General features: G+C 54.9%; 14 protein-coding genes and 2 tRNA genes. 6 read left to right on the top strand and 10 right to left on the bottom strand.

All coding sequences use genetic code 11. The features are described 5' to 3' along the window. Positions 1 to 68 precede the first annotated feature (68 nt). The 6 genes from ACO6TI_RS19645 to ACO6TI_RS19620 form a co-directional block, all read right to left on the bottom strand. Positions 69 to 617 (bottom strand): hypothetical protein, encoded by a 549-nt coding sequence (locus ACO6TI_RS19645; RefSeq protein ID WP_422383145.1) that lies wholly within the window; start codon positions 615 to 617, stop codon positions 69 to 71. Positions 618 to 853: 236 nt separating this feature from the next. Beyond that, positions 854 to 1,477 (bottom strand): GNAT family N-acetyltransferase, encoded by a 624-nt coding sequence (locus ACO6TI_RS19640; RefSeq protein WP_422383144.1) that lies wholly within the window; start codon positions 1,475 to 1,477, stop codon positions 854 to 856. Positions 1,478 to 1,955: 478 nt separating this feature from the next. Next, positions 1,956 to 2,032 (bottom strand) — tRNA-Pro (locus ACO6TI_RS19635). 595 nt (positions 2,033 to 2,627) lie between these two features. Further along, positions 2,628 to 3,101, bottom strand: coding sequence for a DUF192 domain-containing protein (locus ACO6TI_RS19630; protein ID WP_422383143.1), 474 nt, complete (start codon positions 3,099 to 3,101; stop codon positions 2,628 to 2,630). A 185-nt stretch (positions 3,102 to 3,286) separates the two neighbouring features. After that, on the bottom strand, positions 3,287 to 3,868 hold the full coding sequence (locus ACO6TI_RS19625; protein ID WP_422383142.1) for a cold-shock protein: 582 nt from the start codon (positions 3,866 to 3,868) through the stop codon (positions 3,287 to 3,289). A gap of 138 nt (positions 3,869 to 4,006) precedes the next feature. Next, complete coding sequence (locus ACO6TI_RS19620) at positions 4,007 to 4,786, bottom strand: SIR2 family NAD-dependent protein deacylase (protein WP_108872512.1); 780 nt, start codon at positions 4,784 to 4,786, stop codon at positions 4,007 to 4,009. 54 nt (positions 4,787 to 4,840) lie between these two features. Between ACO6TI_RS19620 and ACO6TI_RS19615 the strand changes: the two genes are divergently transcribed. Next, positions 4,841 to 5,281: a VOC family protein gene (locus ACO6TI_RS19615; RefSeq protein WP_029066009.1), complete on the top strand. Its 441-nt coding sequence runs from the start codon at positions 4,841 to 4,843 to the stop codon at positions 5,279 to 5,281. 125 nt (positions 5,282 to 5,406) lie between these two features. After that, positions 5,407 to 5,482 (top strand) — tRNA-Glu (locus ACO6TI_RS19610). A 52-nt stretch (positions 5,483 to 5,534) separates the two neighbouring features. Here the strand turns inward: ACO6TI_RS19610 and ACO6TI_RS19605 are convergent. After that, on the bottom strand, positions 5,535 to 6,392 hold the full coding sequence (locus ACO6TI_RS19605) for a hypothetical protein (protein WP_422383141.1): 858 nt from the start codon (positions 6,390 to 6,392) through the stop codon (positions 5,535 to 5,537). Between the two features lie 459 nt (positions 6,393 to 6,851). Here ACO6TI_RS19605 and ACO6TI_RS19600 point away from each other — a divergent pair, with 459 nt between their 5' ends. Continuing rightward, entirely contained in the window at positions 6,852 to 8,426 is a 1,575-nt protein-coding gene (locus ACO6TI_RS19600; RefSeq protein WP_196914551.1) for a caspase family protein, read from the top strand. Between the two features lie 72 nt (positions 8,427 to 8,498). Here the strand turns inward: ACO6TI_RS19600 and ACO6TI_RS19595 are convergent, their stop codons facing one another. Continuing rightward, positions 8,499 to 8,924: an ExbD/TolR family protein gene (locus ACO6TI_RS19595; RefSeq protein ID WP_422383140.1), complete on the bottom strand. Its 426-nt coding sequence runs from the start codon at positions 8,922 to 8,924 to the stop codon at positions 8,499 to 8,501. Between the two features lie 145 nt (positions 8,925 to 9,069). Here ACO6TI_RS19595 and ACO6TI_RS19590 point away from each other — a divergent pair, with 145 nt between their 5' ends. The 3 genes from ACO6TI_RS19590 (at position 9,070) to ACO6TI_RS19580 (ending at position 10,740) form a co-directional block, all read left to right on the top strand. Next, complete coding sequence (locus tag ACO6TI_RS19590; protein WP_196998737.1) at positions 9,070 to 9,528, top strand: DUF1036 domain-containing protein; 459 nt, start codon at positions 9,070 to 9,072, stop codon at positions 9,526 to 9,528. Between the two features lie 94 nt (positions 9,529 to 9,622). After that, complete coding sequence (locus ACO6TI_RS19585) at positions 9,623 to 10,030, top strand: hypothetical protein (RefSeq protein WP_186009662.1); 408 nt, start codon at positions 9,623 to 9,625, stop codon at positions 10,028 to 10,030. A gap of 35 nt (positions 10,031 to 10,065) precedes the next feature. Next, positions 10,066 to 10,740 carry a MotA/TolQ/ExbB proton channel family protein gene (locus ACO6TI_RS19580; protein ID WP_104705424.1) on the top strand — a complete coding sequence of 225 codons (675 nt, stop codon included), beginning with the start codon at positions 10,066 to 10,068 and terminating at the stop codon, positions 10,738 to 10,740. Here ACO6TI_RS19580 and ACO6TI_RS19575 read toward each other — a convergent pair. Next, positions 10,732 to 12,594, bottom strand: a complete 1,863-nt coding sequence (locus ACO6TI_RS19575; RefSeq protein WP_422383139.1) for a hypothetical protein — start codon at positions 12,592 to 12,594, stop codon at positions 10,732 to 10,734. The genes ACO6TI_RS19580 and ACO6TI_RS19575 overlap by 9 nt on opposite strands. Further along, the gene (locus ACO6TI_RS19570) at positions 12,591 to 13,013 is read right to left on the bottom strand and encodes a biopolymer transporter ExbD (RefSeq protein WP_196914554.1); all 423 of its coding nucleotides are present in this window, start codon (positions 13,011 to 13,013) and stop codon (positions 12,591 to 12,593) included. Before ACO6TI_RS19570 ends, ACO6TI_RS19575 begins: the two co-directional genes overlap by 4 nt. Between the last annotated feature and the right edge of the window lie 22 nt (positions 13,014 to 13,035).

The raw sequence follows: 13,035 nt of genomic DNA, 5'->3' as shown, positions 1-13,035 counted from the left end.
ATTTGATAGATTCTCGAAATCAATGTAATCACCGGGACTCTTTTCGTTTACCCGACCAATAACCCCGTTCATTTATAATCCCGCCTAATCTTATCAATCAAATTTCGTGAATACTCTCTGATGTCTTCGGATTTCACTTCATCCACACCCCCTTCATCTACAAAGAAAGAAAGTAAATCTAGGAAACATTTAATATTAACATTGTCGTCGAACCACCTCGTGTCATTTATACCCACAACAATGTTTTGATCTGCAAAGGCAAGCGTGAAGACTAAGCACACATCGGATTGCCCCTTAAGTTCTTCTATGTCTTGGTCACTCATATCTGGAAAAAATTGTTGAACTTGATTTTTATTTATGCGGCCATTTTCAATGTAACCACGACCTGATAAAAAAATAAAATTTGGCTCACTAGTATTCTCGTTCGTTAACTCTGCATAGAATAGATATACCTGAATCATTGCTCTTACAAAGTTTTCAATCTCCTGATCTTCAACCGCCCAGGATGGGTTTATTTTCTTGTTTTCAGAAGATTTTACGATTGAAGGAAAAATTAACACTTCGATCAAGATGAAAACGAATGCGTAAAGCCAACTACGTCTGCTAAATTTTTTCACTTTACATGCACTTTCATCTAAAACTGCGTCTTTGAATGCTAATGCCTAGTGTCCCTGAGTTTACGCCTAGACTGCCTTAATGTGTCGACACATAGAATTCACTACACCCGCGTTAGTCTTTTTTGGGGTTCTTTTCGACACGTGCTTTGATCGAAGTTTAGCTATTTTGACTTATCAAGTTTGAGTCTTTGCACTTGACGTCTCTCATTTGCGCAAAAAGTTGTAAACCATAGCAATTACTGCAAAACCTCGACATAGTTCCCTCCAACAGTCCTGAGCCCGCAGCGGCGAAAAAACTGATCGCTCTCAGACGCGCTCATGCCATTGGTGACGTGCACCAAAATATGGCTGCAGCGCCGCTCCTTTGCCCATTGCCGGATCGCCTGCATCAGCCGGAGGGCAACCTTGCCTGCCAGCATCGACCCGGTAAGCGAACTGCTATAATAAAGCCCGGTTACGGAGCAGACGAGCGCGCCTTCACCCAGGAAATACTCACCGGCGTTGAGCGAGGCAAAGCCGACCGGCCTTTCTGCCTCATTGAGTGTCGCGAGCAGCAAGCCGTGCTGGTCCGGCTGCCGGACCACCTTGTCGAACAGGGCGCGCGCCTTGCGCTCGGAAAACGGAATGTCGCGGAAAATGGTTCTCTCGTGGGCGTCCCTGACGAGGTCAAAGGCGGCAGTGAAATCCGCCTCGCTATCCCGCGCGAGCCTCACCAGAATGCGGCCTGAATTGCGGATGCCGGCTGGCTGTTTAGACCCGGACCTATCGCCTCCTTGCACACCGTTTGTCGGCACAGTTTCACCCGTGTCGCCGGATGCAATTTCCTTGCGCCCGGAGAGATCAGAATCGCTTCTGTGCACCTTGCCCCATTCCCTTCGCTCAACCGCAGCCGCCCCTCGCCTCAAGGCACGGCCACCGGTCAGGACTGCCAGACGGCAACCCCTGATAAGGTTAGCCAAACCTTAGCAATAGTACGAAGTCACGTGCAACCAAAATTGTTCGATTTCCGGTTGAAATTCAAACTGACGTCGCGTTGTCAGGAAGGTGTGGCTACAGGCTGGTGCGTGAGGTGAAAACTGAGACTTTCGATTGACGAGTGCGTGTCTCAGAAACCATTGCTCGAGCAGGATTGGGATTGTCGCGGCGTTCCTGCAAGTCGGACGGTGGTAACTCTTTCCGCACAGGTCCGCTTTACCAACACGGGTTGATACCAGTGTCTCTCGCGGGAACTCCATCGACGCTTGCCGGTTAGACTGGCGCAGTTTCAGGATGATGCGCAGAATCAACCGCCTCAAGACACTGTCTCGATGGCAAAAGTCAGAAAGTCATTGGGAAAAATGGTCGGGGCAGCAAGATTCGAACTTGCGACCCTCTGGTCCCAAACCAGATGCGCTACCAGGCTGCGCTATACCCCGATCCGTTGATTTGCAAGGGTTTATCTATCTCCATGACCGCCGTCAAGCGAGAACAGACCATGAAAATCTGTCCTTTGTGGACAAAGTCTGACAAATGAGTCCTGAAACCTGTTCCCAGACTGTTCTCCAGCAAATCTAACTCGGCAAACAAACGCCTCGACAAGAAGCAATCGATGCCCGGTTACTTATGAACGTATGGCAGGCGCCTCTTCCCGGCAGGCTCTATTTCCAGGACATAGCTCACTTTTTCCGAAACAGAGGTCGATAGAAATTCATTTGCGTCAACGAGTTCCAACTCGTTCAAGTGAGCGTTTACGGCGCGGTCAGGACTTCCGACTTCGCGAATATCGTCCCAAAGCCACATCCACTCGTCGCAATAGAACAAGATCCTGTCACCGAATCCCTCTGGCTTTCGAACCAAATAGACACCATGGCTATTCCTTTCAGCAGCTCGGCTATCTTCAAAAACCAGTATTTTCATATCAGACCGACAGCCCCTCTGTTATTATGTCTTATCGAAGCAACACCGAATGGCAGAGCTTTTCGACCCCGTTGTTCAGCGCAAAAAACCTCCCTGATTGAAAGCGACCTGATGTTACCTGCCCGACATCGACGGACTGGAAACCTCATTGCCGACATCCATGCCGAGTTTTGCCGCTGTTCCAGCGTTGAGTTCCAGGACATACTTTGCCGGATCGCCCGAGGGAACGACCTTTTCGGAAAAGGGTACCGTGTTGGCTGCAATGCTGACGATCGCGCCGTTTGCGCCTATATAGATAATGTCGAGGGGCAGCGGCGTGTTCTTCATCCAGAAATAGCGCTCACCCTCGCTGTCGAAAATGAACAGCATGCCGTGGTCGGCCGCCATCTCTTCCCGAAACATCAGGCCACGGGAGCGTTCGCGGTCAGTGGCGGCAATCTCTACAAGGAACCGGTGTTCGGTGTCACCGGAACGGACGGTGAGTTCCTCCTGGCGCAGCTGTTGAGGCTCACCTTGTGCAAGAGCTTTGACCGACGGACCGATGACGAGAACAACAATCAAGAACAAACGCGCAAAAGCCTGAAGCAACGGGACACCCTTTCCAAACCCGGTAACGGGACAACATCCAAGAAGCACCCTGCCTCTTGCCGATCAACACACGTGAACGCGATCTGCCAACCACCCACCGGAAATACAACCGCGCGACAGGTTCGACAAACAAAAAGGCCGGAACAAGTCCGGCCGGGAGGTACGGAATAAATTTTCCGGTGAGATCAGTGCGATGCGGGAATGTGTGTTCCCGTTCCCATCGGCCGGATTTCAGCGGCCATGCGTCCCTTCGGACCTTCACCAAAACGCACCTGGACATTCTGGCCCGGACGCAATTCTGTGATGCCGAACCGGCGCAGGGTTTCCATGTGAATGAAGATATCTTCCGTGCCCTCGCCCTGGGTGAGAAAACCGAAGCCCTTGACCCGGTTGAACCACTTGACGGTCGCCTTTTCGAACCCGCCTTCGGGCACGACCTGAACATGGGTCCTGGAAGGCGGCAATTGCGAGGGGTGTGTCGCCGTGGTCTCGTCCATAGACAGGATGCGGAATGCCTGCAGACCGCGGGGTCTGTCCAGAACCTCACAAACGACCCGGGCGCCCTCATAAGCTGTCTGGTAACCATCGCGCCGGAGGCAAGTCACGTGTAGCAGGATATCACCGTCACCGTCGTCCGGTACGATAAAGCCGTAGCCCTTGCCCACGTCGAACCACTTTATTGTTCCGGCAATCTCGAATACGTCAACGGCAACATCATCTGCCACCGACTCGAGCGCGCGGGGTTCCCGTGCGGTTTTGACCCCCATAGCGATTTTGTCCCGTCTCTAGGTCCGCATGATTAGGCCGAAGGCAATTTGCGACTCACCTCGCACCCGATTCCTAATAAAAGGATAACATTGCGACTAATTGCGAGAAGCGAAATTGTGAAACTAACCACAGACCATTTACAGGTTTTGCTCATTTTCTTCGCCAAAATTTGCAAAAGTTTGTGCCAATGGTGTGCGAATGACAGTAGTGGCCAGTGAATCGAGCGGCGTTTCTTGCCCGTTGAGAATCACCAGGCCAGCGCCGGAGCGCACCGCAACCGCCGGCAATTGCGCAGCAGGATGAACGACCAGCGACGAGCCGAGCACCAGAAACAGGTCGCATTCCCGCGCTGCCTGGACGGCTCTTTCAAGTTTCGCCTCCGGCATCTGTTGGCCGAAACTGATGACAGCCGCCTTCAACAAGCCGCCACACGCGTCGCAGCGCGGGCTTCGCGCCGCCTCCACCTCGGCCCGCTGCGCTTCAAGTCCGGCGCGCCGTCCGCACTCCAGGCAGGTGGCAAATGTCGAGTTGCCGTGGATCTCGATCAACCTGTCCTCAGGAAATCCTGCCGCCTGGTGAAGCCCATCCACGTTCTGCGTGATCAGGCATGTCAGGCGGCCTTCTTGCGCGAGCAGCGTGAGGGCCTCGTGCGCCGCATTGGGTTCGGACTTTTCAAAAAAGTCCATCATTTCAAAGCGGCGGTCCCAGTCTTCCAGGCGGGCATCCTCCGATGAGATGAAGTCCTGGTATTGAACCGGCTGGCGTCTTGACCATATCCCTCCAGGGGACCGGAAATCCGGAATTCCCGATTCAGTTGAAATTCCGGCTCCGGTCAGCGCCACAATTCTGAGGCGGTCATCCTTGTAAATTTTTGCCAGAAAGTCTCGAGCTTCGGATAGGCTGGTGATAAGTGTCATGAGCCGGTCGGGTACCTTTCGATCAGATCCCTCGGTGGAGGAAAAGGACAAGCTATGCGTTATCTGCACACGATGGTTCGCGTAACCAACATTGAAGAATCCCTGGACTTTTATTGCAACAAGATGGGCATGACGGAAATTCGCCGTCACGAGAGCGAGAAGGGACGCTTCACTCTGGTCTTCCTCGCCGGGTCAGACGATCTGGAAGCCGGCAAGGCCAGTGCCGCGCCGCTCCTGGAACTCACCTTCAACTGGGATCCGGAAGAGTATACGGGCGGGCGCAATTTCGGGCACCTGGCCTATGAGGTCGATGACATCTATGCATTCTGCGAAAGCCTGCAGAACAAGGGCGTAACGATCAACCGCCCTCCCCGCGACGGTCGTATGGCGTTTGTCCGCTCGCCGGACAACATTTCCTTTGAATTGCTGCAGAAGGGTGAAGCCCTTGAAATCAAAGAGCCCTGGGCCTCCATGCCCAATACAGGCGAGTGGTGATTTCAGCAGGTTTTCAACAAGTGCGGGCCCGAGGGATCGGGCCTGCAAAAAATTGTAATAAAGGCTCTTGCGGGCAGGACCATTCCCGCCTATAAGCCTCCCCACGACGCAGCCGCGTCGACCGCGCGCCCATCGTCTAGCGGTCTAGGACGCCGCCCTTTCACGGCGGAAACACGGGTTCGAGTCCCGTTGGGCGTGCCAATTTCTTCCCAAGAATTGGACCATGATGATCAGGCGCCGCGCGCCTGAAGTTTCATGCGCGTGATGGTGAAACGAAACGGCCTTCGATCTCCTGGGCCGGATCATCCATTCCGAAAAACGCCCTTCCGGGAAATTCCCGTCTGTAGAAATTCGCGATATCGTTTGCAGTCGGCCCGGCATATTCGATGCGTCCGTCAGGGAAAAACACATCCAGGTCATCGTCCTCGTGATCCGTGGCGTAGGTCTCCTGTGAGCCGTGAAGGATCATGTTCACGCCGAGCCGGCTGTTGACGAAGGTTTGCACGTCCATGAATTTCGGCGAGCGGGCGTGGATCTGCCCCAGTCTCTTTTCCTTGACCCTGATGATCCGGTCCGGTGCATCCATGTCGACAATTCCGTAGAGATCGAAATCACCATGGACACATTTCCCCTCCCTGAGGATCGTGGTCGGTGAAAACTTGACGCAGCCGAAGTAAGGATCTTCCGGATTGCGCTCCACGAAATAGCGGCCGCTGTTCGGGATGATGAAAGCTATGTTCTTCTGCTGTTCATAAGTTGCCATTTCCGGTCTCAACTGGCTGGAAAAGGACCGCCAGGCCGCCAGTGCCTTGGGATATTTTCCATCCTTGTACGCCCGTTCACCGAAAAGCGTCGGATCGACGACAAGCCCGGCAATAGACCCTCTTCTGGCCTCCGGCAGCCGGCTGCCGCGAGGGACGACATCGAAATCTGCAGTTTTGGCCTTGCAATCAAGTGGCTTGGGGACGGCATAGCCCTCACCGATATGCTGTAGCGAAGCGGTATTGGTTCGCCTGACGAGAATTGCGACATGGTAAAGCCGTGCGGCGGATTGAAAGACGCCGACATGCGCCTTTTTCATATGCTTGAGAATATCGGACCGACCCGCCATAAGAACTGCCTCCACGATTTCCTGATTGCGTGACCAGCAGGCCAACACCAGAACAAAGGCATTCTACCAGACCATGCCCGGTACAAAGCGTGATCTCCGTCACGTCTGTCGCGGTGCGACTGCTGCAGTTCCGCAACAAAGAACACCGTCTCGCCAGCAAGGCAGTGCGCTCTGCCGTGTTGACACGTATTTGATACAAAAAAATTAGGGGTAACGTTAGGAAACGTGGAACTGCCGGGAAACCTTGATATAATGCCGTCGGAATTTGGACGGTGGAGCTAATTGGCCTGGCAGGGTTCCGTTTCATTTAAGACGAATTTCACCAAAACGAATAGTTGTGACACGTATTACAGAACATTTAATGCCGCTGGGGTTAGCTCTATAAACAAGAGGAAACAGGCCTCAAGATAATGATCGGATTAACCGACAGGCAACAATGATCTTACGAGAGGACAGGAAATGTTCACACGAATGATCGCCGTGCTGGCAATACTGATAGCAGGGACTGCCCCGGCACTCGCCAAGCGCGTTGCCCTGGTAATCGGCAACGGCGCATACGAACACACGATACCGCTTCCGAACCCGTCGAATGACGCGGAACTGATGGCCGCCAAATTGCGCAGCCTCGGTTTTGAAGTCGTGGCGGGTCAGGACCAGACTTATAACGACATGCGCCGGTCCGTGCTGGATTTCGCGAAGAAGGCCTACGGGGCCGAGATCGCGGTTCTGTTCTACGCCGGCCATGGCATGCAGGTAGGCGGACAGAACCTTCTGATCCCGATCGACGCCAAGATCGAGGACGAAACCTCGCTCGATTTTGAAACGATCTCGGTCGACTTCATCATGCGCCAGATGTCCAAGGACGTGAAGGTGCAGATGGTTTTCCTGGACGCCTGCCGCGACAATCCACTGGCACGCACGCTTGCGCGCCGTATGGGCCCAAGCCGTTCGGCAAACCTCGGTTCGGGACTTGCGGAAATCAAGGTTGAGGAAACCGGTGGCGAAGGTTCCGTGATTGCATTTGCAACCAGCCCCGGCGATGTAGCCCTTGACGGCGACGGCAAGAATTCTCCGTTCACCTCTGCCCTTATCCGCCATATCGATACGCCGAATGCGTCTATCCAGACAGTAATGACCCGGGTGACCGGTGACGTCTATGACGCGACGGAAAAACGCCAGCGTCCGTGGGTGAACGCTTCCCTGATCGGCGAAGTGTTCCTGAACAAGTCAACTGCTTCGGCGGAAGGCACGGAAGTGGCTTCACTGGGCACGACCACAACCACAGTTCCGGACCAGGCCGTCACCAATGCGGCTGTGTCAGCGGCGGCGACCACTTCCCAGCCCAATCTCGATTGGGAACGTGAGAAGCTGATCTGGGAAGCTGCAAAGTCCAGTGACACGGTGGCCGACTACGAATCCTACCTGGCGGCCTACCCGAAAGGTACGTTTGCGGATTTTGCTCGCAACTCGATCAAGCGTCTGAGCAACGGTGCGCAGGTTGCTGCGGTCAATCCGGCCACAACACCTGGTGCCGCCGCTGCTGCGAACCCGACAAACGGTGCTGCCGCGTCACTGCCGAACCCGCAGACTGCGATCCCGGGAACGGCCGAGACGGAAGCTGCTCTTGGCTGGAACCGGACTGCACGGCGGGAAGTGCAGACACGGCTGAACCTTGCCGGACACAATGTCGGGCGCCCCGACGGTGCTTTTGGTCCCAAGACCAGAGCCGGTGTCGTTGCCTGGCAGACGCAAAACGGAATGGTTCCGACCGGGTTCTTCACCGCGGCACAACATCTCCTGCTGAACTCGCAAACAACGGCTCAGTACACGGCCTATATTGCAGAGATCAAACGCAAGCAGCAGGCGGCCGCCACGTCCCGCAGCACAACAACACGCCGGGCGAACACCACTCCGCAACGCACGACCAACACGACGCGTCGTACCAATAACGGTGGTGGTGGTCTCAACCCCGCAGGCGCTGCCTTTATCGGCGGCGTAGTCGGTGGAATTCTTGGCGGCGCGATCGGTCGCTGACTTCAGCCACAGACACGAGTTCGGCCCGGTGATTCACCGGGCCGATTTTTTTCATGTCTTCACTTTACGCATTCAATCGAGTTTCAAACTCACACGTTTCATGTTCGTTGCCTTTGCGGCATCGAGAATATGAACCACCTGCTGGAAATCGGTTGCTTTGTGCGGGACAAGAACGGCGGTTTCAGCCCCCGCTGCAGCCAGACGGTTCAGTTCGCTTCCAAGTTCACCATGGGGTACCGGCAGACCATTCACGATCAGTTCCGGGATATCCGAACCCGCTCCCATTTTCAGGACGATGAGAACAGCCGGAGCAGTGGAAGTTCGCGAATTTTCGGCGGCGCCAACACTTTCGCCACTCCCAAGGGCAACATCGAGCGGACGCCAGATACCGAATGTTGACGAGAGCAGGAAAAACATCACGAGGATGAAAATCACGTCGATCAGCGGCGTCAACGGGATGCGCCTGCGCTTTCCTACCGGGTTGTGGATCTGAATCATCTGCGGCTTCTGGTTCTTGCAATTTCCGGCAACTCTGACCGCCACTTTCCAGCAGTTGCGCTCAAACCACAATGAAAAAAGGCAAATTGACCCAAGGCTCTCACTTGCTTAGCGTGAAATCATCAATGACTTCGAGTGACAATTCATGGCAACGGCCTTTCAATCCATTTTCCGACCGCGCGTCGCAAGGAAGAAGACCAACACGGCAACCCGGCTCTTTCTTCTGCTGTTTGCCTGCGTGCTGGTTCCTCAGGCGGCTCAGGCAGGACTCAGGGTCTGCAATGGATCCGTCGATCTCGTGAATGTGGCGATAGGCTATGACACGGAAGACGGTTTACGGACCGAAGGATGGTGGACAATCACGTCCAATGCCTGCAGCCAGGTCCTTCAGGAACCGCTGAAGGCCAGCAACTACTACCTTCATGTCTCCGACGGCTTTGGCGAGAGCAGGCTCGGCGGCGATGTGACGCTTTGTATCCGCGAAGAGAAATTTGTCCTGTTCGACGGAGATCAGTGCTGGCAACGGGGATTGATCGAAGCGGATTTTTTCAAGATTGAGACAGAAGGGGCTGAAGACTGGACAGTGTTGTTGTCATATGACTGACTTTTGTGTCAGATGTTCTTAAAGTCCAGTTGCTCAAGTGTTTGGATTGAAGTGTTCCGGGGGTTTGTAAATGCGATTTTCGACGCAACTTTTTATGCTTGGTTATCTTTGCGCTGCGATTGCAGCACCTGCGCACGCACAGGAGCCAGCCGGTAAGATCAGTCTCGAACTCAATCATGTCCAGCCAACACAGGACGGCGGTTGCCGGCTTTCGATCATTGCGACCAACGGACTTGAACGTCCGATAAATCAATTGGGTCTGGAAATTGTCGCCTTTAACACCGAGGGGCTCGTCGACCAGTTCCTGCGCCTCGATTTCTCCCGTATTTCTGCAGGCAAGACAAAAGTTCTGCAATTCGACCTGGCTGGCAAGGCATGCGATGGCCTGTCCAGATTGCACATCAATGACGTACTGAACTGCGTCCCTGCAAGTGTCACGGATGTATACTGCCCCGATCTTCTGGACCTCAAGAACCGCACTCCAATCCAGTTCGGTGACTGATCGTTTCCGCACACACAGTCTGGAGCTGTCGCTGAATGGTTGAATCGTCTTCTTCCCTGCTTGAACTGGGAGGACCTGTTGTCCTTGTTCTCCTGGGGATTTCCGTGCTCGCGCTCGCAGTCATCCTTGCCAAGGCTTTCCAGCTTTCCAATGCCCGTGTCGGTCGGCACAGTCTTGTGAGACAGGCAGTGACGATGTGGCGAACCGGAGAGCGTTCCAAGGCAACGCAGGCTCTGCTGAAGGACCGTTCGCTTTCGGCTGCCCTTGTCCGGAGCGCCATGGAAGCGATCCAGAAACTGGACGGTCAGCCATTGAGTTCGCAGGAACGGGACATTCGCGAAGAACGCCTGCGCGAAGAGATTTCCGCCAGAGCCGCCGACCGACTTTTCGGGCTCGCCAGTTGGCTGAAGGCACTCGATCTCGTCACCCAGATTGCCCCCCTGCTTGGCTTGCTCGGGACCGTGCTCGGGATGATCGAGACGTTCCAGACACTGCAGGAATCCGGATCTTCCGCCAACCCGGGCACACTTGCGGGCGGGATCTGGGTTGCTCTTCTGACAACAGCCTGCGGTCTTGCGGTTGCCATACCGGTATCTGTTGCGGTGACGTGGTTCGAGACAAGACTTGAAAAAGAGCGCGCAGCTCTTGAGGTGCTTCTGACGGGTGTCTTCACAGCCGGTGCAACGAGCAACCAGTCTCCCTCATCGTGAAACCTTGAACGCAGAGAGGGAGTAAACGCCCGGTGACGCCAGAACATTCGCAATCCGTTCTGCCGGAAGCCTGCCAAACGAGCCTGGCTGTTTTTGCTTGGGCCTGTTCCAGACGGCCAGGATCAGCGCGGTTTCGCTCTGGCCACCGGTTATCAGCGTAACCGGGATTGAAAATCGCCAGCCACCCAATGTCGCTGTACTCGTCTGAACCCGGACGAAGCTCCTGCCATCATGGATCTGACCGGCATCGTCAATAAGATAGAGCTCCGGCGGTCCCTTTCCGTCCAGTTCAAGACCTGCCTCTTCCGCCTGCGCAATACGTCCGAGTGGCAAGTCCCGCTGGATCACACCGGAAACCCTTGTACCGCTTGTCACGACGGTCCTGTCCAGCTCCACAAGACCAGGCGCTTCAACTCCGTTTGAAACACCAAGTGCATCAAGAAGGGCACATTGACGACCTGTGACCAGACGCACTTCAATATCAGCACCATATCCCTGATCAGTCGTGAAACGTTGATCAAAAAGAACGAACGGATCGATTGCAGATCCAAACGCGGTCACGCGCGCGGTGTCCGTTCCAGCCGACATCACTGAAAGATGCGCGCAGTTTCCCGCATCGTAGTTGGCAACATAAGCCGAAACATTTGCCAGTGGATCAATCGTGGCAACTTCATCTGGTGGCACGTTGGCCGTGGGATCAGACGATACAGGCGCAGCAGGTACGTTGGACGGGTTCGGATCGCTTGGATTTAGAGCAGGAAGATCCACTTCTGACGGTTGAACGGCAGCAATCTGTTCCTCAACGGGCCGGACAGGTTTCACGGTTCCGCTTTGAACCTGAACCGGGCTGGCACTTGAACTTGGAACGACAACCGCAGACACCTGGCTCGCAGAAGAATTGCTTGAAACGACAACAGGACTGGATGCAACGGGAGCGGACGACACCGGTGCAACCGTCGAGCTTGATGTGGTGACAACAGCTGAACTTGTGCTCGGCGTTACCGTTTGACTGGCTACCACGACTGATTCTGTGCTCGATTGCGCAGGGCGAGTTGTCGTCGAGGAGCTGATGTCTGCAGGCTGAACCTGAGACGGCACTACCGCCGCGACGTCAACCGGGAGCGGATTTGCCGCCTCGGAGGTCGGTGCAAGTGTTTCAACAATCTGGCTTTCGGGCGTTGCAGGATCCTGTACCTGTTGCACAACATCAAGCGCGGTTTCTTCCGGCGCCGCTTGCACTATTTCGGTCACATTCGATTGGCCTGCGACAACGACCGTCTCCGGTGGTGTCACGGCTAAGGTCTGCTGATTGGCAGCTTCAAGAGCCTCCGGCGTTTGTTCAGAAATGGTCTCAACGGCAACGGCAGCGACGGCGTCAACCGAAGGAGTGGACACCGGCTGAGCGGAATTGGAATCGAGTTGTTCAGGCGCAACAGGATCGCTGCTATCGGCTAAAAACGGTGCCAGCGTCTCAGGCAAAACAGTGGCTGTGTCAGCTGCCTTTGTTGCCTCAGGTCTGACGGTTTCACTGCCATTCGGTATTGCCTGCTCCGGCGACAAGGGAATGACGGCGTCGGCTGCCGTTTCGTTCGCCTGGATGGCTGCTGCATCGGGTATCGCTGCCTCGGACACTACAGACTTCACCGCATCGGCAGATTCAAAGACCAGATCTTCGCTCTGAATGACAATTTTCGTTTCGACCGGTTCCGGAGGATCTGCGGACTGCCAGGTGAGTTGCGGCAGGCCGTAAATCAGGAAAACCAGGTGGGCGGCAACCGACAGCCCGAGAACAGCCGTCCAGACCAAAGCGGGGATATGTGGTTCACCGGCCTGATTGTAAACAGCGGCTGTCACGGTTCATTCGCTTCAATGGCAATGAAAGACAGGTTCTTCACACCTGCAGATCGCATCTGTTGCGCAAGCTGCGCGACCGCTTCCATCTTTGCCCGGCGGTCGACCTGGACGGACATGTTGTTCTTGAATTCAGGGGATTGTGCCAGATAGTCAATCAGCCCCTGTTCGTCGAGTTCAGTCCCAGCAAACCAAAGACTACCAGATCGCGTCAGGACAAGGCTGTTCTGGATGTTGCCCTTGCCCGACTCAGAACTCGTTTCCGCCCACTCGAATTCGTCGGGAAGCGGCGGACGTAGAGTTCCGGCAACAAGCAGAAACAGAAGCAGCAGGAACACGACGTTGATCAAGGCCAGTGAACTGTCCGCTCTACGATGAGCCAACGGCTTGGGTACGTGGATCGGCTTCGTGTAGCGTTTCATTGCTGTTTCAATTCACTTCCCA

The sequence above is a fragment of the Roseibium album genome, from assembly GCF_965233825.1.
In the GTDB taxonomy this organism is placed as follows: Bacteria; Pseudomonadota; Alphaproteobacteria; order Rhizobiales; family Stappiaceae; genus Roseibium; species Roseibium album.
Note: the sequence above shows the minus strand (reverse complement) of the source record. Positions and strands in the feature narration are given on the sequence as shown.